Genomic DNA, 20,245 nt, shown 5'->3' with positions numbered 1-20,245 from the left:
TTGGATCGGGACCAGGAACGGGGGTGGGCCCAGTGGGGCCGCGTCGCGGCGGTTCAGGGCGCCCAGGCCCCAGGCTGCGGCGGCCACCACGACGATCAGCAGCAGCACCAGGACGATACGGCCGAAGATGCTGCCGTAGCTGGTGCGGCGGGCTGGGTCTTTCTGCGGCGGCGGGACCACGTCGTCCAGGCTACGTGCTCCGCGGGCGGGGTGAACGGGTGAAAACCGATGAAAACGGTACTGGTGACGGTTGGCCCAGCGGCCTCGGAGGAGGGCGAGTGGGGAGCGAGTTCGCCACATTTGTCCAATGTGGACGGTCCATTGAGGATGGTCTTGGCGGGCTGGGCCTGCGTTCGGAGGTCAGTTTCCCAGTGCCATCCTGGCTTTGACCTCGCCGAGTGCTTCCTGGTACTCGGGTGACGGGTTCATCGCCACAGCCATCCGGAGCTGGGCCAGTGACTCGGTGAGGCGGCCGAGCCGTTGCAGGGTCTTGCCCAGTGCGAACCGCGCGTAGTGATCGCTCGGGTCCAGGTCGAGGACCTTTCTGAAGGCCTCTTCGGCGCGGTTGAGCTGCGCGGATCCGAGATAGGCCCGGCCGGCCAGCAGCTGTACGGAGGGCGCCTCCCCGGCCTCGTCCAGCACCCGCTGTAGTTCGCGCAGCGCGTCGAGAGGCCGGCGCTGCGCGAGCAACGCCTCCGCCTTCCGGAACGCTTCGAAGGTGCTGTCCGTCATTCGATCAACGTTACCCACCGATCGTCGGTTCTTCGACTGCCGTCCGGGCGACAGAACTCGAAGAGGTGGCGGTGCCGAGCCGGCACGCTCCGAATCCGAGCAGCAGTCCGGCCCAGCAACGGCCACGCGATCAACGCGGTCACCGACGGCACCACAGAGGACAGCGTGGTCATCGCCGCCGCGCCGCCGTTGCGCACGCCCACCAGGAACAGGGACGACCCGTCCATCGAGTTCACCAGCACCAGGAACACCATGGTCGACCAGAACTGCCGCCAGTCCGTCACCTCGGCGCTCTCGGTCAGCGCCAGCAAGCCGACCACCGGTACCGACACGGCGTTGCCGCTGCGGAAGTCCGTGTCGCGGCAGAACTTCTGCTGGTAGACGCCGCCCGCGACGAAGCCGAGCATGCCCAGCACCGTGAACACCGCGCCGGACCCGAACGACCCCAGCCGGTCCCACAACGCGGCCAGCACCGCGGCGACGCCGAGCGCCAGGCCCGCTACCTGCCTCGGTCCTATTCGGACACGGAACACCCAGGCGGCCACCACTGCCGTGCACGAGATGACCAGCGCCGTCACCGACGCGGGCCCCCAGTCTCAGCCCCAGGTACACACCGGAGAACTGACACGCCTGCACCAGCAAACCGGCCACGGACGTATGGACGAGCGCTCGTCACCAGGGCCACGAGGGCCATGAGCGCGGCCGCGAGTGTGAAGCGGATGGTGGTCATCAGGAACGGCGGGGCCACGGCCACGGCGAGCGCGCCGGCCGGATGGCCGGAGGCCCAGACCAGCACGGTGTCTGCCGCGAAGCCTGGTTTGATCCGCACGGCACCAGCACTACCAGCCGGTGCCGCGCGGCACGAGGCTTCGTTCCGCTCTAAAACACCGACGCCATCCGCCGGACCGCTTCGGTGATGATCTCCGGCGAGGTCGCGAGGTTCATCCGCACGAACCCCTTGCCGCCGGTGCCGAACGGGATCCCGGAGTTGAGCGCGACCCTCCCGCGCTGCAGGAAGACCTTGGCGGGGTCGTCGCCGAGGCCCAGCTCGCGGCAGTCCAGCCAGGCGAGGTAGGTCCCCTGACCCGGCGTGTACCGGACGGCGGGGAGTTCGGCCGCCAGCAGGTCGGCGAGCAGTTGCCGGTTCTCGTCGAGCCCGGCCAGCAGCGCGTCCAGCCAGTCGCCGCCGTCCCGCAACGCCGCGGTGTGGGCGAGGATCCCGACGTGGCTCGGTCCGTGGCTGACCTCCTCCGGCAGGCGCGCGAGGTCGTCGGCGGCGTCGGGGCCCGCGATCGCCAGCGCGGCCTTGAGCCCGGCGAGGTTCCAGGCCTTCGAGGACGACATCAACGACAGCCCGTCGTCCGCAACGCTCAGGTACGGCACGAACTCCGCGGTCGTGATCGGCGCGTGGATCTCGTCGGCCACCACGCGCACACGGTGGCTGCGCGCCAACGCGGCGACTTCCGCGAGCTCAGCCGCGGTGTGGACGGTGCCAGTCGGGTTGTGCGGGTTGCACAGCAGGTAGACCGAGCCCTCGCCCGCCCTGCGGAACGCGTCCTGCAGCGCGGCGAAGTCGATCCGCCAGGAGGCGTTGAGCGGCGCCTCGACGACGGACCGTCCCAGCGACTCGACGAAGTGGTAGAAGGGCGGATACACCGGGCAGTTGACCACGACGGGGGCGTCGCGGTGGGAGACGAGCCGGAACATCTCGACGACGCCGAGCATCACGTCCGGCACGATCGCGGTGCGTTCCACGGCCTGTGCCCAGTCCCAACGCTTCTTGGCGAACTCGGCGAGCGCCTCGGCGTAGGCGGTGCCGTTGGGGTATCCGGTGTCGCCGATCGCCACCGCGTCGGTGATCGCCCGCGCGACCGGTTCGGCGAGCGGGACGTCCATCTCGGCGACCCACACCGGCAGCACGTCCTCGGGGTAGTACCGCCATTTCATGCTCGTGCGTCGCCTCAGCTGGTCCAGGGTGAGCTGACGTAACGGGTTCATACCGTGAAGCTAGGAGCACCAGCGGCGAAAGTGTTTGCCTTCTTGCTGCTCAGAGGCGGCAGGCGCGCGAAAATGTGCGTATGGATGCTCTGGACCGCAAAATTCTTGCCGAGGTGCAGGCGGACGGCCGGCTGACCGTCACCGAGCTGGCGGATCGCGTGCAGCTGAGCATCTCCCGCTGCCAGCGCCGGCTCCGCGAGCTGGAGCGGACCGGCGTGATCCGCGGCTACCGGGCTGTCGTGGACGCCGCCGCCATCGGGTTCGGCTTCGAGGCACTGGTCTTCGTCAAGCTGCGGCTCGAGGCCATGGACGACTTCGACCGCGCGCTGGCCGGGGTGCCGAACGTGGTGGAGGCGCAGCGGCTGTTCGGCAGTCCCGACTACCTGCTGCGTGTGGTCACCGCGGACCTCGCGTCGTACCAGCGGCTGTACGAGGAGACGCTGGCCAAGCTGCCCGGTGTGCGCGGGCTGACCTCGACGATCGTGATGAAGCAGGTGATCGAGCCGCGCCCGTTGCCGACCCGGCTGTGAAGCCGCGGGAGCCACCAGCCGAGGGCCTGTCCGTAGGCGTTGCGCACGAGATCGAGGCACCGTTCTGGGCCGGGAAGGTCACGGGTCCGGTGCGCGAGCTGTGCCTGCCACTCGAGCCCGGTGGGCAGCCTCGCGAACTCGTACTTCTGCACCGAGGCGCCAGTCGCGTCGCGGACCAGCTCGGCCGCCTCCCGTGTCAACGCGCCCAGCTCGGCGAGGCGTGCGAGGTCGTACAGGTCTCGTGCTGCGTGTCGGTCGGTCCGAGCGAGGGTCTTCATCGCCGCGAAAGCCGGCGGTGTCGGAACTCTGAGCGAGACCTCCGGCTTGATGTCGCTCCAGGGGAGGATCCCACCTCGTTCCGGGAAACTCTTTGCGCAGCTGCCGTGGCAGCCGTTCGTCGAGCGTGGTGGCGACGGCGTCGCGTTCAGGCACCCCAGAGGTCGATGTCCTCGGACAACCTGCCGCCCGCCGCCGGATCTGCGAGATGCGTCCTGGCCAGTGCGGTTCCACTGACGAACAGGACCTCGGGCGCGACCTCGGCCAGGGCCGCCAGCACGTGGCTGATCAGGTGATCCCGCAGAACCTGGTCCTCGGCGACTCCGAACCTGTCGGCCACCGCGACGAGCTCGTCGTGCTCAAGCACCCGCTGCTTCTTTCCGCACTCGGGCCAGAGCTCCCGGCCTGTGCTGGTCGTGGGCGAGGTCCTCCGTGAGTGCCCAGTCGATCTTGCGGCCGAGTGCGCGCAGGATCTGCCAGGCGTCGGCTTCCTCGAGGCCGCCGAGCCGCGGCCGGGCGGCGATGTCGAGGACCGTCTGCTCCGGCGTGGTCATCCAGCCCTCCGTGAGTTCGGTTTCCACTCGTTCGAGGTCCAGGCGTTGCACGTCGCGCTTGACGAAGACGATCTCACCCAGGTCGGTGTGCAGCCGAGGCCGCTGCTTGGGCACTGCCACGACCGCGGTGCCGATCGCCCGCGGCAGAGCACCGTGGCGGCGTGCGGCTGTGACGCCCATCAGTGCCACCGCGTCTCTGCCGTAGTCGGCTTGGGCCACACCGAGTGCTGCCGCCGCGAGTTCTGGACGCCACCGGGGGTCGCCGAGGCGTTCCATGGGCGCCATCGCGTAGTAGCCGGTGCAGATGTGGCGGAGCACGGCCTGCTCGACCAGGCGCTCGAACTCCCCGCGAGGATGGGCGTAGAAGCCTGCGGCATCCCTTGGGCGCAGCACCTTGTTCGCCCTCCTGGCGAGTGCGGTCGGAATGGTGACATGCCCCTTCAATACGACCTCCGTAGGCTGCGAGCCTACGTTCATAATACTCGTTTCGGGGAAGCAGGGAATGCGCGCAAGCGTTGTGATGTTCCATGAGCCTGTGCTTCTCACTGATGGGTCCGGTACGAGCCTGGCGAGACGACGAGGAGATCGAACTGGGGCCGCGCCAGCAGCGGGCGGTGCTGGCGGCGCTGCTGCTGAACAACGGCATCCGGCTGAGCAACGAGCAGCTGATCGGCATGGTCTGGGACGACCCGACGCCGAGCGCGGTCATGGCGTTGCGGACGTACATGTACAAGATCCGCAAGGCGCTGCCCGAGCTGCACCTCAGGTCCAAGGACGGCGGGTACACGATCCGGGCCGAGATCGTCGACGACTGCCGCGGCGAGCCCTTGGAGGGCCTCCAAGGTTCCTACTTCGAAGCGCAACGCGTCCGGCTCGGCGAGCGCCGGCTCAAGGCGCGGGAGGACTGGCTCGAACGTGAGCTGGATGTCTTGGAACTGCAGAAACACGTCGCTGCCCACCCGCTCCGCGAACGGCCTCGCGCACTGCTGATGTACGCCCTCTTCCGGGAGGGCAGGCAAGCGGAGGCGTTGGACCACTTCCATCAGGCGCGCGCTCTGCTGAACGAGGAACTCGGCATCGAACCGGGCCAGGACCTGCGCAAGATGCACGCGCAGATCCTCAAGGGCGATCTCCACCTGCCCCGCCGGCCCGAGCAGCTGCCGCCGGACCTGGCCGACTTCACCGGTCGCACCACCGAGATCGCCCGGATTCTCGACGCGCTCCCCGGCACGGTGGGCATCACCGGGATGCGCGGCAGCGGCAAGACCGCGCTGGCCACCCGGATCGGTCACCTGGTCAGGCACCGCTTTCCGGACGGCCGGATCTTCGTGCGCTCCCACGACGTCGCCAACGAGCTGCTGCGCGCGGTCGGCGTGGAGAACCCCAGCGGTGACAAGGCGGCGCTCTGGCGGGAGAAGGCGCGCGGCAAGCGGTTCCTGATCGTCATCGACGACGTCCAGGACGCGGCGTCCGTGCGGGATCTCGTCACGCCCGGCTCCGGGCTGGTGCTCACGAGCGTGCGCCGGTTGAACGAGCTTCCGGGCGTGACCTGGGTGAAGATCGGCGGGCTGACCGAGTGGGAGTCGCACGAGTTCTTCCGCAAGATCCTCGATCCCGGCCGGGTCGACGCGGAGCCCGAGCACGCCGAGGTGCTGCTGCAACGCGTCTCCCGGCTGCCGAACCCCATCCGCGTGATCGGCGGCAAGCTCAGCTCGCGGCCGCACTGGACGATCGAGATGGTGCTGGAGCAGATGGAGCGGGAGAGCAAGCTCGGCCGCGCGGTCCCGTCCGACTGCGCCGCGACGCTCGCCCCGTTGATCAAGGCCGAGCAGGAGCTGTCCGAGGACGAACGCCACCTGCTCATGTGCTTCGCCCGGCGGGACGCCGACGTGATCGACATCCACGAGGCGGCGGAGATGTCCGGGGGTGATCCCGGTGCGATCGAGCTGGTGCTGGAGTCGCTGGCGGACGTGCACCTGATCGAGCCGCTGGTGCTCGGTCGCTACCGGCTGCCGCAGTTCGTGCGCGTCTACTTCGGCCTGCGCACGCCCGTGCTGACGAGCTGATTCACTCCGCGTTTATGGCCTGACGACAGACCGGCGAAACCGTCGGCGCATGGAACTGCAGGGACAACGAGCACTCGTCACCGGAGCGACGTCCGGCATCGGCAGGGCGGTCGCGGTGAAGCTGGCCGATACCGGCGCGACCGTCCTCACCACGGGGCGTCGTGCCGGCTTCGGCGACACCCACCACGTCGTCGCCGACCTCGGGAACCTCGACGACGTGCGCAGGCTCGCCGACGAGGTGGGCGAGATCGACGTGCTGGTCAACAACGCGGGCATCTTCCCGTTCGGGCCGACGCTCGACCAGGACGTCGAGACCTACGAGCAGGTCTTCGACGTCAACGTGCGCGGGCCGTACTTCCTCACCGCCGCGCTGCTGCCGAAGATGATCGCGAAGGGCGGCGGCAGCATCATCAACATCTCGTCGGTCACGGCTCGGACGGGCACGCCGATCATGTCGGTCTACGGCGCGTCGAAGGCCGCGCTGGACTCCTTGACGCTGAGCTGGGCGGTGGAGTTCGGTGGCCACGGCATCCGGGTCAACTCCGTCGCGCCGGGCCTCACCCGCACCGAGAAGGTCGAGGAGAACCTCGGCGACGCCATCGACGACATCGTGGCGCCGACCCCGCTCGGCCGCGCGGGCTCGCCGGAGGAGATCGCGGAGGCCGTGTTGTTCCTGGCCTCGCCACGATCGAGCTTCCTCACCGGGTCCATCGTGACCGCAGACGGCGGCGCCCTCGCGACCTGACCAGGCCGTTCATCCGGAATTTATGCCGAAATGATCCGGCGCGGCCAAGTTCGTAACCATGCGAACTTTGGAGAACCAGAAGGCACTCGTCACCGGAGCCACGTCGGGAATCGGCCGCGCCATCGCGGTGAAGCTCGCCGAGGAGGGCGCCACGGTCTACGTCACCGGCCGTCGCGCCGAACTCGGCAAGGAGACCGTCGACCTCATCGAGAAGGCCGGCGGGACCGGTCACTTCATCGTCGCGGACGTCGCGAACATCGACGACGTCCGCAGGCTCGCCGAGGAGGTCGGCGAGGTGGACGTGCTCGTGAACAACGCGGGCATCTTCCCGTTCTCGCCGACGCCCGAGCAGTCGCTCGACGGCTACGAGCAGGTGTTCGGCGTCAACGTCCGCGCGGCCTACTTCCTGACGGCTGCCCTCGCGCCGGCCATGGTGGCCAAGAAGAAGGGCGCGATCGTCAACGTCTCGTCCGTCGCCGGCCAGATCGGCACCCCGATCGGCTCGGTCTACAACGCCTCCAAGGCCGCGATGGACGCGCTGACCCGGTCGTGGGCCGTCGAGTTCGGCGCGGCGGGCGTGCGGGTCAACTCCGTCGCGCCCGGCCCGATCGCCACCGAGGCCGTCACCGTGATCGACATGTTCCACGAGCTCAGCTCGGCGACGCCGCTCACCCGCGCCGGCCAGCCCGCGGAGATCGCGGAGGCCGTGCTGTTCCTGGCCTCCGACCGCGCCAGCTACATCACCGGCGCGGTGCTGGCTGCCGACGGCGGGTTCGTGGCGACCTGAGTCAGAGCAGGGGGAGCAGCGACGAGGGCGACTCGACGTGCACGTTGTGGCCCGCGCCGGGGAACACCACCGGCTCGGGCACCAGCTCCTTCAGGTGCTCCTGAGGGCTCATCGGGTCGTTCTCGCCCGCTGCCAGCACGACCTGCGCCTTCGACGCCATGATCAGGCCGGGCATGTCCGGCCTGCCGACGCCGAAGGCCCTCATGTCCAGCGACGGAGTCCAGCCGCCGTCCACTTCGGACACACCGTGCCGGATCGGCACACCCGCCATCCTCGATGCCCGTTCGACGGCCTCTTCCTCCGTCGCGAAGACCTTGTTCGGTTTCGCGGCGAGCGCCGCGGCCTTCTCCAGCTCCTCGCCGCTCCACCGGACCTTGATCCCGACGCCGATGCACGTGGTCACGTCGACGCCGAACCAGCCGCTCGCCAGCGCCAGCCCGACCACGCCGCCCAGCGAGTGCCCGACGACGGTCACCGGTTCGCGAGGAATCACCTCGGCGACCGCCGCCGCGATCGAGCCGAACGAGTAGCGCTCGATGGGGGCGCTGCGGCCGTGACCAGGCAGATCCGGCACGAGCCAGCTGCCGTGCCAGTCCTTCACGACGCTTTCCCACACCTCGCCGGTCGCGCCCAGGCCGTGCAGCAGCACCAGTAGCGGTCCGTTTCCACCACGTTCGACATGAAGCACGTCAGAATCCCGTTCTATGCGGACCGATGCCGAGCTGATCGTCGACCCGGACACGTATACATCGGGCGTCCCGCACGACGCACTCACCCGGCTGCGCGAAAAGAACGTCGTACGCATCGACGACTTCTGGGCGGTCTTCCGCCACGACGACGTCAGGACGGTGTTGAAGACGCCCGCCGTCTTCTCCTCGCATCGCGGCGCCACGCAGATCCGCGACCCGCAGCCAGAGGACCTGAAGTACGTCCAGCGGATGATGCTCAACCAGGATCCGCCAGAGCACTCCCGGTTGCGACGCATGATGACCAGGGCGTTCACGCCTCGGGCCGTGGCGCGCCTGGAGGACGGAATCCGTGCGAACGCCCGCGAGATCATCGCGAACCCGTCCGGCGACTTCGCCGCGGACGTCGCGGACCTGCCGTTGCTGACGCTGGCCGACGTCTTCGGGGTGCCGCGGCAGGACCGTGCGTTGCTCTACGACTGGAGCAACCGCGTGATCGGCTTCCAGGACTCGGAGTACGCGCTGTCGTCCAGTTCGACCGACGGCATGACCGACATGGCGTTGGAGGCGCTCCAACTTCGTCCTGACGATGGCCGCGATCCGCGCGCACGGGATGGCATGCCGGATCTCTACGCGTACGCGCACGCGTTGGGGGAGTACAAGCGCGCGCACCCGTCAGACGACGTGCTGAGCAACCTCATGCGGGAGGACATCTCGCTGGAGGAGTTCGAGAACCTCTTCTGGCTGTTCTCCGTGGCGGGCAACGAAACCCTCCGCAACGGCATCCCGGGCGGCATGATCGCGCTGTTCGAACACCCCGACCAGTACGACCGACTGCGCGCCGACCGTTCGCTGCTCGGGTCCGCGGTCGAGGAGATGCTGCGGTGGTGGACGCCGGTCATGCACTTCCGGCGGACGGCTGTCCAGGACACGGAGCTCTCCGGGCAGACGATCAAGGCCGGAGACAAGGTCGTCGTCTGGTTCTCGTCCGCCAACCGGGATGAGCGAGCCTTCACCGAACCGGACAAGTTCGACGTCGGGCGGAGGGAAGCCGATCATCTGAGCTTCGGGCACGGGCCGCACTTCTGTCTCGGTGCGCAGCTGGCCAGGACCCAGATGAGGGCGATCTTCGACGCGGTCCTGGACCTGCCGGGCAGACTGCGGCCGGACGGCGAGATCAGCCGGTTGAGGTCGAACTTCCAGAACGGCGTGAAGCATCTTCCGATCGGAGTGCGGTGAGCAGCGATTTCGGCTTTTGGAAGGCAGGCGCCGGGGAGCCGGAGGAGATCTTCGACAACCTTGCCGAGGGTGACACGGGCTGCCTTTCCGCCAGCCCTGACGTCCTGCGGTTCCGCACGGAGTTGCTGGCCCGCTGGCCGGACATCCGGGACGTGCTGGAACCGTCCGAACACGATTTGACGGACAGCCCGGAGGACGCCGCGAAGTACGTGTTGCTCACCCTGTCGGTGCGCCAGCTCGATCACCTCCCCGAACTGCTCGCCATGGCGAAGAAGAACGGCCTGGTGGGCTTCAGCGGGGTGGCTGGAGAATCCATTCAGCCCGGAGCGTGTGCAGTCCGCAGGGCGTCTGGCACGATTCAGTAGACCGGCGCCGGCGGCCCCGCTGTGATCCTCAGGTGTCGAGCCCCAGCCGGTCACCTGGCCCAAGTAGGCTCGTCGCGAGACGAGACGCAGGAGAAACAGGGAGCGCAAGTGGCGGTCATCGAGCAGGTCGGAGCACGCGAGATCCTGGACTCGCGCGGCAACCCCACCGTCGAGGTCGAGGTGGCGCTGGACGACGGCACGCTGGAGCGTGCGGCCGTTCCGTCGGGCGCGTCGACCGGTGAGCACGAGGCGGTGGAGCTGCGGGACGGCGACGCCAAGCGGTACCTGGGCAAGGGCGTCGAGCGCGCGGTCACCGCGGTGCTCGACGAGATCGGCCCCGAGCTGGTGGGCATCGAGGCCGTCGAGCAGCGCGTCGTGGACCAGAAGCTCGTCGACCTGGACGGCACCCCGGACAAGTCGCGCCTGGGTGCGAACGCGATCCTCGGTGTCAGCCTCGCGGTGGCCAAGGCGGCGGCGACGAGCAGCGGTCTTGAGCTGTTCCGCTACGTCGGTGGCCCGAACGCGCACGTGCTGCCGGTGCCGATGCTGAACATCCTCAACGGTGGCGCGCACGCCGACACCGACGTGGACATCCAGGAGTTCATGATCGCGCCGATCGGCGCGGAGACGTTCCGCGAGGGTCTGCGCTGGGGCGCGGAGGTCTACCACGCGCTCAAGTCCGTGCTGAAGAGCAAGGGCCTCGCGACCGGCCTGGGCGACGAGGGTGGCTTCGCGCCGTCGCTGAGCAGCAACCGCGACGCGCTCGACCTGATCCTCGAGGCCATCGAGAAGGCGGGCTACCGCGCGGGCCGCGACGTCGCGCTCGCGCTCGACGTGGCCGCCACCGAGTTCTTCGGCGATGGCGCCTACACCTTCGAGAAGTCGAAGCGCAGCGCCGAGCAGATGATCGGTTACTACTCCGAACTCGTGCGCGACTACCCGCTGGTGTCGATCGAGGACCCGCTGTCCGAGGACGACTGGGACGGCTGGGTGCAGATGACCGCCGAGCTGGGCGAGAAGGTCCAGATCGTCGGCGACGACCTGTTCGTCACCAACCCGGAGCGCCTGGAGGAGGGCATCTCCCGCCGCGCCGCCAACGCGCTGCTGGTGAAGGTCAACCAGATCGGCACCCTCAGCGAGACCCTCGACGCGGTCTCGCTGGCGACGTCCTACGGCTACAAGTCGATGATGTCGCACCGCTCCGGCGAGACCGAGGACACGACCATCGCCGACCTCGCCGTCGCGACCGGTGCCGGCCAGATCAAGACCGGTGCCCCTGCCCGTGGCGAGCGCACCGCGAAGTACAACCAGCTGCTGCGCATCGAGGAGTCGCTCGGCGACGCGGCGCGCTACGCCGGTGAGCTGGCGTTCCCGCGCTACACGCCGGAGAGCTGAGAAGCTGAGGTATGGCCGAGCGCGCGCGTCGTCCCCGCCGCCCCCGTGCAGAACGGGAGGCGCGGCCCGCGCGCGCTCGCAAGCCACCGCGTCCCAAGGCGCCGTCGCGTCGCGGTGACGGCACGGGTGGCGCGTTCGGCATGACCGGAACGCGGCGGGCCGCGATGTTCGCGATGGTGCTGTGCGCACTCGCGTTGAGCATCGCGGTCCCGCTGCGGACCTACCTCTCGCAGCGCGACGAACTGCGTGACGTGGGCGCTGAGCAGCAGAAACTGCGCGAGACGGTCGCTGCCCTCGAGCAGCGCAAGGCGCAGTTGCAGGACCCGGCCTACGTCGAGATCGAGGCGCGCAAGCGGCTTCACTGGGTGCGGCCGGGCGAGACGCCCTACATTGTGCAACTGCCGGGTGACGAGAATCGCAACACTGAATCGGAGAGACCGTCGGGCAAGCCCGCGGCACAAAGGTCTTGGTACGAGGAACTGTGGCAATCGGTGACGCACAAGTAAGCGCTGCTGACCTGGAAGTGGTCGCTCAGCAGCTCGGCCGCACGCCGCGCGGGACACGTGCGATCGCCTCGCGGTGCCCCAGCGGGCACCCGAACGTCGTGCAGACAGCCCCGCGGCTGCCCGACGGGACGCCGTTCCCGACGCTCTACTACCTGACCTGCCCGAAGCTGAACTCGCTGGTCAGCACTCTGGAGAGCGGCGGGCTGATGAAAGAGCAGACCGAGCGGCTGGAGACCGACGAGGAGCTCGCCGCCGCCTACCTGCGCGCGCACGAGTCGTACCTCGCGGAGAGAGACGCCATCGAGTCGCTGGGCACCCGGGTCACCGCGGGCGGCATGCCGGGCAGAGTCAAGTGCCTTCACGTGCACGTCGCTCATGCCCTCGCGAAGGGCCCTGGGGTCAATCCCATGGGAGACGAGGCCCTGGCGATCTTGAAGGAGCAGTCGCTCTGGCCAGCTGGAGACTGCGGCGGTTAACAGTCAAAGGAACCGAACGTACGCTTCACCCCGTCTTGGGTACACCTAGGGCCTTGAGTTGGGGCAGGGTGGGACGGGTCAGCGAGGGGGCGCTCGCCGTAACTACCGGACGGCGCGCCGCGATGACGCACGAGAGGTGAGTATTCGTGGCAATGGCCAAACTGCGCGGTCCCGTGGCGATGTCCCCCAGGCAACGGGGCTTCGCCGTCGCCGCGCTGGCTGCGATGCTCGCGCCCGCCCTGGTCGTCGGCACGAAGCTCGTCGACTGGGTCAACCTGTCGAAGCACGATGACATCGCTGTCTCGCTCGGCCCCGCCGACGTCTACGGAGCCCTGGCCTTCGACCCGGCCGACCTCGGAGCGTCCGGCCGCCTGCCGCTTTCCGACGAGCTGAGCGCGGCCCTGCTCGCCGACCTCGAGGACGGCAAGCTCGACGAAGACCTCCTCGACAACGACCCCGGCGTGATCGACGACTTCCCCGGCGACTACGGCATCCCCGGCGTCGTGCTGGAGGCCTACCTCCGCGCCGAGGACAAGATGGCCGAGCTCGTCCCCGGCTGCAAGCTCGACTGGGCGCTGCTCGCCGGCATCGGCAAGGTCGAGTCCAACCACGCCAGCAACGGCCGTGTGAACGCCGTCGGCGACGCCACCCCCAAGATCCTCGGCCCGGTCCTGAACGGCGCCCCCGGCATGGCCGCCATCAAGGACACCGACGACGGCCGCCTCGACGGCGACACCACCTGGGACCGCGCGGTGGGCCCGATGCAGTTCATCCCCGGCACGTGGGCGGGCTACGGCGCCGACGGCAACGAAGACGGCAACGTCAACCCGAACAACGTCTACGACGCCGCCCTGGGCGCCGGCCGCTACCTCTGCGCAGGCGGCGGCGACATGACCAAGCAGGACGACCGCGCCAAGGCCATTTTCCGCTACAACAACTCCACGTCGTACGTCCAGACGGTCCTCAAGTGGGCCAAGGAGTACGGCGAGAACGTCGACGCCCTGCCCACCCTGCCGAACACCGGCAACAACGTGCAGAACCCGAGGCCGAACCAGCCGGTCCCGAACCCCGGGACCAACCCCGGCACGCCGCCCCCCGGCGGCGACCAGGGCACGACGAAGCCGCCGGTCTCCTCGACGACGCCGTCGACGCCGAACTGCCCGACGCCGACCACGACGCCTTCCTCGTCGCCGTCCAACCCGCCTTCGTCGAGCCCGTCGACGTCGTGCCCGCCATCTTCGACGCCGCCTTCTTCGACGCCGCCCTCGTCGACGCCACCTTCGTCGACCCCGCCGTCGTCCACGTCCTCGAACCCTCCGCAGACCGATCCGCCGACCCCGCCGCAGCAGTCGTCCTCCGGCACCTCGCTGTCGCCGACCTCTTCCACGGAGAAGTCCACGACGACGGCCGGCAGCGCCAGCCCGGTGGAGCCGACGACGAACAGCGTGATCACGAGTACGCCGAGCTAGTACGGCGTGTCGCGTTAGAACGTTTCCAAGTCGTACTTCGTTCGGGGCGATTCGGGTAGAAACGTTGGAGCGGAAGGGCTTCCGTCTCCTAGCTTCCTCTCCATGCCGAAGCGCAACTCAAGCGTGGTGGGCCGGGAGTTCGGCAATGGCGTGCGGTACGCCATCGAGCAGAGCGGTCTGACCCAGCGGAAGCTGGCCGAGCTGTTGGGCTGGCAGGAAGCCAAGATCTCCGATCTGGTGCAGGGCAAGGGCGGTGTCGACGAGGTCGACCTCGTGCGGCTGCTGTCGTACTGCCGAGCCCCAGTCGCAGACGTCGAGCACCTGCTCGCGTTGTTCAGAGAGTCACGTGAGAAGGGCTGGCTGCTCTTCCCCGAGGACGGCGTGCCGGAGCGACTGCGCAGTCTGATCGAGCAGGAGCAGCTCGCCAGCAAGATCATCGTATGGTCGATGAACCTGATCCCAGGCCTGCTGCAGATCGCCGGCTACATCCGCGCCGTGGCGGAGAAGTCGGCTCGACTCAAGCCCGCAGACATCGATGCCTTCATCCGGGCAAAGCTCGAACGGCAGGCGATCCTGCGCCCCGGCCGCGAGTTCGTCTTTTACGTGCACGAACAAGCGCTGCGACTACCTGTGGGCGGTCCAGACGTGATGCGGTCGCAGCTGAATCACCTGCACACGATGCTCGTGCGGCGGTACATCACCTTCCGGGTGGTGCCGACCTCTATCGGGGCGCACGCCGGCTTGGCGAGTTCCTTCGTCCAGCTGAGGTACGAGAAGTTCGAGCCGGTGGTCTACATCGAGAACCACAACACAGGACTCTTCCTTGAAGACAAGGCATCGCTCGACATGTACGCCGAAGCCTTGAAGGGGCTGGATCGAGATGCCTTGGACGCGGAACAATCAAGGGAGCTGATCACCAGCATCCTGTTCTGAGGAGGCGTACCGCATGTCGACGTGGCGCAAGAGCAGCTACAGCGCTGACGGAAGTGACTGCGTCGAGGTCCGCCGCGGCATCGGCATCCGGGACAGCAAGGCGCCAGCCTCCCACCTCCCCGTAAATCGCGAGGCATGGACGGCGTTCCTTGGCATTGTGAAGGCGTGCGCCCCGAGTACCCGCTGAAGACCGACCGTCTTCTCCTCCGCCCCTTCGAAGAGCGCGACCTGGACGACTTCCACGCCTACCGCTCCCTCCCGGACGTCCACCGCTACCTCTACAACGAGGCCCCCGACCGGCCCGAGTGCGAGGAACTGCTCGCCAAGCGGATCACCGAGGACGAGCTGACCGGGGAGGGCCAGCGGCTGGCGCTGGCCGTCTACTGGCCGGAGGCGGGCAGGGTCGTCGGGGACGTCGTCCTGAAGTGGCTCAGCGAGGCGGACCGCCAGGGCGAGATCGGCTACGGCTTCAACCCCGACTTCCAGGGCAAGGGTCTGGCGACCGAGGCCGCCGCGGTCATGCTCAAGGTCGGCTTCGAGCAGCTCGGGCTGCACCGGATCATCGCGCAGTGCGATCCGCGCAACGAGCCGTCGTGGCGCCTGATGGAACGCCTGGGCATGCGCCGTGAGGCCCACTTCCGGGAGTTCGAGATCTTCAAGGGCGATTGGGGCGACCTCTACGTCTACGCCATGCTTGCCGAGGAGTATCGGACGCTGAAATAGGGGTGATCATGTCGCGGGTTGCGGCGATCGACTGCGGGACCAACTCGATCCGACTGCTCGTCGCGGACGTGACGAAGCGCGACGACGGCACCGCGTGGCTGCGGGACGTGCACCGCGAGATGAAGATCGTTCGGCTCGGGCAGGGGGTGGACGCGACCGGGCGGCTGCACCCCGACGCGATCCAGAGGACGCGCGAGGCCCTCCTCGACTACGCGCGCACGATGCAGCGGAAGGGCGTCGAGGTCGCACGCATGGTCGCGACCAGCGCCACGCGCGACGCGAGCAACCGGGACGAGTTCTTCGGCATGACCGAGGAGATCCTCGGCGCCCCCGCGGAGGTGATCACCGGGGACGAGGAGGCACGCCTGTCCTACCTCGGCGCGGTGGCCGATCTTGACCCGGACGAGGGACCCTTCCTCGTCACCGATCTGGGTGGAGGTTCGACCGAGTTCGTCCTCGGCAGCGGCACGGAGGTCGAGGCCGCGCGGTCGATGGACATCGGCTGTGTGCGGCTGACCGAGCGGTTCATTCGTTCGGACCCGCCCGCATTGGCCGAAATCGAGGAAGCGGAAGCGTTTGCGCGCGCCGCGATCAAAGAGGCGTTCGAGATCGTCCCGGTCGAGAAGACCAAGACGTGGATTGGTGTCGCCGGGACCGTTACGACGTTGTCAGCCCTGGTCCAAGGGCTGGAGGTGTACAACAGCGACGTTATTCACCTCAGCAGGATCACACTTGACAATGTACGAGAAATCACCGACCGTATCCTCTCCATGACGCATGATGAGCGTGCCTCGCTCGGGCCCATGCACCCCGGTCGAGTGGACGTGATCTGCGGTGGAGCGCTGGTTCTGCGTGCGATTGCCGAGGAGCTCTCGAATCGCGCGGGTATTCGCACGCTCGTGTGCAGTGAGCACGACATCCTCGACGGCATCGCGTTTTCGCTGGTCTAGCGGAGAATTAAGGTCGACTTGAGGTGATCGTGACGAGTTTGTGACCGCTTTCAGTGCGCGTACTCCTGGACACCCCGGTTAACGTCCTCTCACGTTTTGGGAGGTGGACGAGACCTCCCGGGGAGGCGTGCGCACGCAATAACTGCGGCGACGCCGGGGAAAGGCGGGAGAGACTGATGTCGCGATCACGGGTTGCGTGGGTGGCATTGCCAGCCGCGCTGGCCATGACGCTCAGCGCATGCGGCGGCGGTGGCGGTAACACCGCTGCTGATGGCAAGGAGAACCCGGACGGCACGGTGTCCATCTACGGCACCGAGCCCAAGAGCACGCTGTTCCCGGCCAACACGACCGAGGCCGGCGGTGGCAAGGTCACCGACGCCCTGTTCTCGCGTCTGGTCGGCTACAAGGCGGAAGACGGCGCGCCCTACAACTTGATGGCCGAGTCGATCACGACGACCGACGCCAAGGTCTACAACATCAAGATCAAGCAGGGCTGGAAGTTCCACGACGGCACCGAGGTGAAGGCGAAGAACTTCGTCGACGCCTGGAACTGGGCCGCGTACGCGCCGAACGCTCAGCAGGCTGCGTCGTTCTTCGCCCCGATCGCGGGCTTCGAGGACGTTCACCCGGCCGACGAGAACGCCAAGCCGGCCAAGGACAAGATGTCCGGCCTCGAGCTCGTGGGCGACTACGAGTTCAAGGTCACCCTGAACGGCCCGACCTCGGTCTTCACCACGATGATCGGCTACACGCCGTTCGCGCCGATGGCCGACTCGTTCTTCGCGGACCCGAAGGCCGCCGAGGCCAAGCCGATCGGCAACGGCCCGCTCAAGTTCGTCTCCCGCACGCCGAACGCGCTGATCAAGATGGAGCGCTTCGACGACTACAAGGGCGAGGACAAGGTCCACTTCAAGACCTTGGACTACAAGATCTACTCCTCCCAGGAGACCGCGTACCAGGACCTGGTCGCGGGCAAGCTGGACTTCATGGAGGCCCTGCCTCCGTCGGCCAAGGTCGGCGAGAAGTACAAGGCCGACCTGGGCGACCAGGTCGTGAACGCGAACCTGCTGGGTCAGAGCGCGATCGCGTTCCCCCAGTACATCCCGGCGTTCAAGAACCTGAAGCTGCGCCAGGCCATCTCGATGGCCATCAACCGGGAGCAGATCACGAAGACCGTGCTGGCCGGCTCGTACGTGCCGTCCACCAGCTACGTCTCGCCCGGCATCAAGGGCTACCGCCCGGACACCTGCGGTGAGTACTGCAAGTACAACCCGGAGAAGGCGAAGCAGCTGCTCCAGGAGTCGGGCTTCACCGGCAAGGTGACCATCCAGTCCAACCAGGACGGTGGCCGCAAGGAGCCGCTCGAGGCGGCGTGCAACAGCATCAAGCAGGCGCTGGGCATCGAGTGCGAGTTCGTCGGCGCCACCAACTTCGGTGCGTTCCGCCAGATCGTCGACGGCAAGCAGCTGACCGGCATGAGCCGTTCGGACTGGTCCGCCGACTACCCGTCGATCGAGAACTTCCTCAACCCGCTGTACCGCACGGGTGGGTCGTCCAACGACTCGAACTACTCGAACCCCGAGGTCGACGCGCTGCTGAAGAAGGCGGACGAGACCGCGAACGAGGACGAGGCGATCAAGATCTACCAGCAGGCCGAGGACCTCATCGCCAAGGACCTGCCGTCCATGCCGACCTGGAACGAGAAGGGCATCGGCGCTCGTTCGAAGAACCTGCTCGCGGCCAAGATGTCGTTCAAGCGCCAGGGCGTGCTCGAGTCGTTCCGCGTCAAGGCCTGATAGCCGAACAACCTGATTTCTGATTGATCCGTCCGGCCCCGCGTCCGTCGAGCGTTTACGGGCGTGGGGCCGGTGCGGTGTTCAGGATCGGGCGCCCCCCACCACGCAAGGAGCCGACCTAATGGGTCGCTATGTGCTGCGCCGTCTGCTGCAGCTGATACCGGTCTTCCTCGGGACCACCTTCCTGATCTACGCCCTGGTCTGGGCGATCCCCCAGGACCCGTTCTCGGGCAAGTGCGGCCAGCGGCCGTGCGACCCGGCCTACATCGCCGAGATGAGCCAGAAGCTCAATCTCAACGACCCGTTGCTGATCCAGTACTTCAAGTACCTCGGCAACCTGATCGTCGGTGACTTCGGCACCACCTTCAACGGCGTGTCCGTCGGTGAGCAGATCGCCACCTCGTGGCCGATCACGCTCAAGATGGGCATCATCGCGTTGATCATCGAGGCGATCATCGGCATCACCGCCGGCATCCTCACCGGTCTGCGCAAGCAGGGCTTCCTGGACAACCTGGTCCTGGTCTCGACCCTGTTCCTGATCTCGCTGCCGGTGTTCGTCACGGGTTTCGTGCTGCGGCTCTACCTCGGCCCGCAGGGTTTCGACATCATGGACACCTCGGTCAGCTCCGATCCGACGGTCGGTGAGCTGATCCTGCCCGGCTTCGTGCTCGGCAGCCTTTCGATGGCCTACGTGGCCAGGTTGACCCGCTCGAGCATCGTCGAGAACCGGCGCTCCGACTACGTGCGCACGGCGATCGCGAAGGGCCAGCCGCAGACCCGCGTCGTCGGCGTCCACCTGCTGCGCAACTCGCTGATCCCGGTGATCACGTTCCTCGGCACCGACCTGGGTAGCCTCATGGGTGGCGCGATCGTCACCGAGGGCGTCTTCAACATCAACGGCATCGGTGGCCTGATCTTCCGCGGTATCCAGGAGAAGGAAGGCGTCATGGTCACGGGCATCGTGACCCTGCTGGTGCTGGTCTACCTGCTGGCGAGCCTGCTCGTCGACCTCCTGTACGCCGTTCTCGACCCGAGGATTCGCTATGAGTGACCCAGGATCCGTGTCCGGCGGCACCGGACTCGAGGCGTCCGCGGCGGCCGGTGTCGACCAGCTCAGCCATGTCGACGACTCGTCGCAGAAACAGCGCAAGCCGCGTTCGCTCTGGAGCGACGCGTGGGGCGAGCTGCGTCGCAAGCCCACGTTCATCGTGTCGCTGGTGATCATCGCGGTCATCGTGCTGATGGCGATCTGGCCGACGCTCTTCACGTCGGTCGACCCGCGCCACGCCGACCTCGACAAGTCCCTTCAGGCGCCTTCTGGCGACGCGTGGTTCGGTTACGACCTGCAGGGCTACGACGTCTACGCCCGTGCGATGCACGGTGCCCGCGCATCGCTGCTGGTGGGCATCTTCGCCACGGTGCTGACCGTGCTGATCGGCTCGGTCGTCGGCATCATCGCGGGTTACGCGAAGACGTGGCTCGACAGCCTGTTGTCCCGGTTCGCCGACATCTTCGCCGGCATCCCGTTCGTGCTCGGCGCGATCGTCATCCTGACCACGCTGAACGCACCTTCGGAGAACCCCGGCGTGGTGCGGATCGTCACGCAGGTGGTGCTCTCGATCGCGGTGCTGTCGTGGCCGGTGGCGATGCGCATCATGCGTTCCGCGACGCTGGTCGCGAAGCAGCAGGACTACGTCAAGGCCGCGCGTGGCCTCGGCGCGTCGCCGCTGCGGATCGTGTTCCGGCACCTGCTGCCCAACACGATCGCGCCGGTGATGGTGTACGCGACAATCGCTCTCGGCGCGTTCATCGGTGCGGAGGCGACGCTGGCGTTCCTCGGCATCGGCCTGCGACCGCCGGTCGTGTCGTGGGGCGTGATGATCTCGGAGTCCCGCGACTACTTCCAGTCGGCACCGCACATGCTGCTGTTCCCCGCGGGCTTCGTCACGATCACCGTGCTGGCCTTCGTCATGCTCGGCGACGCCGTGCGTGACGCACTCGACCCCAAGTCCCGATAGG

Annotated in this window: 23 protein-coding genes and 1 pseudogene; 17 read left to right on the top strand and 7 right to left on the bottom strand. The window is 67.7% G+C overall.

Annotation, left to right across the window (positions count from 1 at the left end):
• Positions 1-360: 360 nt before the first annotated feature.
• The 3 genes from ABFX45_RS09230 to ABFX45_RS09220 all read right to left on the bottom strand — a co-directional run bounded on the left by ABFX45_RS09230 (position 361) and on the right by ABFX45_RS09220 (position 2,730).
• On the bottom strand, positions 361-732 hold the full coding sequence (locus ABFX45_RS09230; protein ID WP_109632098.1) for a tetratricopeptide repeat protein: 372 nt from the start codon (positions 730-732) through the stop codon (positions 361-363).
• Positions 729-1,310, bottom strand: a complete 582-nt coding sequence (locus ABFX45_RS09225) for an EamA family transporter (protein WP_346129000.1) — start codon at positions 1,308-1,310, stop codon at positions 729-731. The genes ABFX45_RS09230 and ABFX45_RS09225 overlap by 4 nt, the downstream gene beginning before the upstream one ends.
• A 301-nt stretch (positions 1,311-1,611) precedes the next feature.
• On the bottom strand, positions 1,612-2,730 hold the full coding sequence (locus ABFX45_RS09220; protein WP_346128998.1) for a MalY/PatB family protein: 1,119 nt from the start codon (positions 2,728-2,730) through the stop codon (positions 1,612-1,614).
• A gap of 80 nt (positions 2,731-2,810) precedes the next feature.
• Between ABFX45_RS09220 and ABFX45_RS09215 the strand changes: the two genes are divergently transcribed.
• Positions 2,811-3,260: an Lrp/AsnC family transcriptional regulator gene (locus ABFX45_RS09215; RefSeq protein ID WP_109632106.1), complete on the top strand. Its 450-nt coding sequence runs from the start codon at positions 2,811-2,813 to the stop codon at positions 3,258-3,260.
• A gap of 167 nt (positions 3,261-3,427) precedes the next feature.
• Here ABFX45_RS09215 and ABFX45_RS46385 read toward each other — a convergent pair.
• From ABFX45_RS46385 to ABFX45_RS09205, 3 genes and pseudogenes are all read right to left on the bottom strand, one after another.
• A pseudogene (locus ABFX45_RS46385) lies at positions 3,428-3,589 on the bottom strand (nucleotidyl transferase AbiEii/AbiGii toxin family protein); the annotation flags it as partial.
• Positions 3,590-3,684: 95 nt separating this feature from the next.
• The gene (locus tag ABFX45_RS09210) at positions 3,685-3,903 is read right to left on the bottom strand and encodes a nucleotidyl transferase AbiEii/AbiGii toxin family protein (protein ID WP_346128996.1); all 219 of its coding nucleotides are present in this window, start codon (positions 3,901-3,903) and stop codon (positions 3,685-3,687) included.
• On the bottom strand, positions 3,896-4,534 hold the full coding sequence (locus ABFX45_RS09205) for a type IV toxin-antitoxin system AbiEi family antitoxin (RefSeq protein WP_346128994.1): 639 nt from the start codon (positions 4,532-4,534) through the stop codon (positions 3,896-3,898). The genes ABFX45_RS09210 and ABFX45_RS09205 overlap by 8 nt, the downstream gene beginning before the upstream one ends.
• 104 nt (positions 4,535-4,638) lie before the next feature.
• Between ABFX45_RS09205 and ABFX45_RS09200 the strand changes: the two genes are divergently transcribed.
• Genes ABFX45_RS09200 through ABFX45_RS09190 form a run of 3 tightly spaced genes read left to right on the top strand, consistent with a single transcriptional unit; the run spans position 4,639 to position 7,688 of the window.
• Positions 4,639-6,156: an AfsR/SARP family transcriptional regulator gene (locus tag ABFX45_RS09200; RefSeq protein WP_346128992.1), complete on the top strand. Its 1,518-nt coding sequence runs from the start codon at positions 4,639-4,641 to the stop codon at positions 6,154-6,156.
• A 49-nt stretch (positions 6,157-6,205) separates the two neighbouring features.
• Positions 6,206-6,901 (top strand): SDR family NAD(P)-dependent oxidoreductase, encoded by a 696-nt coding sequence (locus tag ABFX45_RS09195; protein WP_346128990.1) that lies wholly within the window; start codon positions 6,206-6,208, stop codon positions 6,899-6,901.
• 58 nt (positions 6,902-6,959) lie between these two features.
• Positions 6,960-7,688, top strand: a complete 729-nt coding sequence (locus ABFX45_RS09190; RefSeq protein WP_346128988.1) for an SDR family NAD(P)-dependent oxidoreductase — start codon at positions 6,960-6,962, stop codon at positions 7,686-7,688.
• 1 nt (position 7,689) lies between these two features.
• Here the strand turns inward: ABFX45_RS09190 and ABFX45_RS09185 are convergent, their stop codons facing one another.
• Positions 7,690-8,337 carry an alpha/beta fold hydrolase gene (locus ABFX45_RS09185; RefSeq protein WP_346128986.1) on the bottom strand — a complete coding sequence of 216 codons (648 nt, stop codon included), beginning with the start codon at positions 8,335-8,337 and terminating at the stop codon, positions 7,690-7,692.
• Between the two features lie 55 nt (positions 8,338-8,392).
• Between ABFX45_RS09185 and ABFX45_RS09180 the strand changes: the two genes are divergently transcribed.
• The 13 genes from ABFX45_RS09180 to ABFX45_RS09120 all read left to right on the top strand — a co-directional run bounded on the left by ABFX45_RS09180 (position 8,393) and on the right by ABFX45_RS09120 (position 20,244).
• The gene (locus ABFX45_RS09180) at positions 8,393-9,613 is read left to right on the top strand and encodes a cytochrome P450 (protein WP_346128984.1); all 1,221 of its coding nucleotides are present in this window, start codon (positions 8,393-8,395) and stop codon (positions 9,611-9,613) included.
• Complete coding sequence (locus ABFX45_RS09175; protein WP_109632120.1) at positions 9,610-9,978, top strand: hypothetical protein; 369 nt, start codon at positions 9,610-9,612, stop codon at positions 9,976-9,978. The genes ABFX45_RS09180 and ABFX45_RS09175 overlap by 4 nt, the downstream gene beginning before the upstream one ends.
• Before the next feature lie 108 nt (positions 9,979-10,086).
• A complete protein-coding gene (gene eno, locus ABFX45_RS09170) occupies positions 10,087-11,373 on the top strand; it encodes a phosphopyruvate hydratase (protein WP_109632123.1) in 1,287 nt (428 codons plus the stop codon).
• Positions 11,374-11,384: 11 nt separating this feature from the next.
• Entirely contained in the window at positions 11,385-11,879 is a 495-nt protein-coding gene (locus tag ABFX45_RS09165) for an FtsB family cell division protein (protein WP_233439195.1), read from the top strand.
• Positions 11,855-12,355, top strand: coding sequence for a DUF501 domain-containing protein (locus ABFX45_RS09160; RefSeq protein WP_112228874.1), 501 nt, complete (start codon positions 11,855-11,857; stop codon positions 12,353-12,355). Before ABFX45_RS09165 ends, ABFX45_RS09160 begins: the two co-directional genes overlap by 25 nt.
• A gap of 146 nt (positions 12,356-12,501) precedes the next feature.
• A complete protein-coding gene (locus ABFX45_RS09155; protein WP_428834109.1) occupies positions 12,502-13,824 on the top strand; it encodes a lytic transglycosylase domain-containing protein in 1,323 nt (440 codons plus the stop codon).
• Positions 13,825-13,926: 102 nt separating this feature from the next.
• Positions 13,927-14,757, top strand: coding sequence for a helix-turn-helix domain-containing protein (locus tag ABFX45_RS09150; RefSeq protein ID WP_346128980.1), 831 nt, complete (start codon positions 13,927-13,929; stop codon positions 14,755-14,757).
• Between the two features lie 13 nt (positions 14,758-14,770).
• Positions 14,771-14,944 carry a DUF397 domain-containing protein gene (locus ABFX45_RS09145; protein ID WP_346128978.1) on the top strand — a complete coding sequence of 58 codons (174 nt, stop codon included), beginning with the start codon at positions 14,771-14,773 and terminating at the stop codon, positions 14,942-14,944.
• A complete protein-coding gene (locus ABFX45_RS09140; protein WP_346128976.1) occupies positions 14,923-15,480 on the top strand; it encodes a GNAT family N-acetyltransferase in 558 nt (185 codons plus the stop codon). The genes ABFX45_RS09145 and ABFX45_RS09140 overlap by 22 nt, the downstream gene beginning before the upstream one ends.
• An 8-nt stretch (positions 15,481-15,488) precedes the next feature.
• Complete coding sequence (locus ABFX45_RS09135; protein WP_346128974.1) at positions 15,489-16,430, top strand: Ppx/GppA phosphatase family protein; 942 nt, start codon at positions 15,489-15,491, stop codon at positions 16,428-16,430.
• Positions 16,431-16,606: 176 nt separating this feature from the next.
• The gene (locus ABFX45_RS09130) at positions 16,607-18,226 is read left to right on the top strand and encodes a peptide ABC transporter substrate-binding protein (protein WP_109632138.1); all 1,620 of its coding nucleotides are present in this window, start codon (positions 16,607-16,609) and stop codon (positions 18,224-18,226) included.
• A 121-nt stretch (positions 18,227-18,347) separates the two neighbouring features.
• On the top strand, positions 18,348-19,277 hold the full coding sequence (locus tag ABFX45_RS09125; RefSeq protein ID WP_346128972.1) for an ABC transporter permease: 930 nt from the start codon (positions 18,348-18,350) through the stop codon (positions 19,275-19,277).
• Positions 19,270-20,244 carry an ABC transporter permease gene (locus ABFX45_RS09120; RefSeq protein WP_109632143.1) on the top strand — a complete coding sequence of 325 codons (975 nt, stop codon included), beginning with the start codon at positions 19,270-19,272 and terminating at the stop codon, positions 20,242-20,244. The genes ABFX45_RS09125 and ABFX45_RS09120 overlap by 8 nt, the downstream gene beginning before the upstream one ends.
• The last annotated feature ends 1 nt before the right edge of the window (position 20,245 follow it).

Source organism: Lentzea roselyniae, from assembly GCF_039537795.1.
Lineage (GTDB): Bacteria > Actinomycetota > Actinomycetes > Mycobacteriales > Pseudonocardiaceae > Lentzea > Lentzea atacamensis.
Note: the sequence above shows the minus strand (reverse complement) of the source record. Positions and strands in the feature narration are given on the sequence as shown.

Bases quoted from the DNA above. Each gene is read 5' to 3' on its own strand.
- ABFX45_RS09150 (WP_346128980.1), top strand. From the start codon at position 13,927: ATGCCGAAGCGCAACTCAAGCGTGGTGGGCCGGGAGTTCGGCAATGGC.
- ABFX45_RS09195 (WP_346128990.1), top strand. From the start codon at position 6,206: ATGGAACTGCAGGGACAACGAGCACTCGTCACCGGAGCGACGTCCGGC.
- ABFX45_RS09230 (WP_109632098.1), bottom strand. From the start codon at position 732: ATGACGGACAGCACCTTCGAAGCGTTCCGGAAGGCGGAGGCGTTGCTC.
- ABFX45_RS09130 (WP_109632138.1), top strand. From the start codon at position 16,607: ATGTCGCGATCACGGGTTGCGTGGGTGGCATTGCCAGCCGCGCTGGCC.
- ABFX45_RS09145 (WP_346128978.1), top strand. From the start codon at position 14,771: ATGTCGACGTGGCGCAAGAGCAGCTACAGCGCTGACGGAAGTGACTGC.
- ABFX45_RS09135 (WP_346128974.1), top strand. From the start codon at position 15,489: ATGTCGCGGGTTGCGGCGATCGACTGCGGGACCAACTCGATCCGACTG.
- ABFX45_RS09200 (WP_346128992.1), top strand. From the start codon at position 4,639: ATGGGTCCGGTACGAGCCTGGCGAGACGACGAGGAGATCGAACTGGGG.
- ABFX45_RS09180 (WP_346128984.1), top strand. From the start codon at position 8,393: ATGCGGACCGATGCCGAGCTGATCGTCGACCCGGACACGTATACATCG.
- ABFX45_RS09120 (WP_109632143.1), top strand. From the start codon at position 19,270: ATGAGTGACCCAGGATCCGTGTCCGGCGGCACCGGACTCGAGGCGTCC.
- ABFX45_RS09190 (WP_346128988.1), top strand. From the start codon at position 6,960: ATGCGAACTTTGGAGAACCAGAAGGCACTCGTCACCGGAGCCACGTCG.
- ABFX45_RS09220 (WP_346128998.1), bottom strand. From the start codon at position 2,730: ATGAACCCGTTACGTCAGCTCACCCTGGACCAGCTGAGGCGACGCACG.
- ABFX45_RS09125 (WP_346128972.1), top strand. From the start codon at position 18,348: ATGGGTCGCTATGTGCTGCGCCGTCTGCTGCAGCTGATACCGGTCTTC.
- ABFX45_RS09215 (WP_109632106.1), top strand. From the start codon at position 2,811: ATGGATGCTCTGGACCGCAAAATTCTTGCCGAGGTGCAGGCGGACGGC.
- ABFX45_RS09165 (WP_233439195.1), top strand. From the start codon at position 11,385: ATGGCCGAGCGCGCGCGTCGTCCCCGCCGCCCCCGTGCAGAACGGGAG.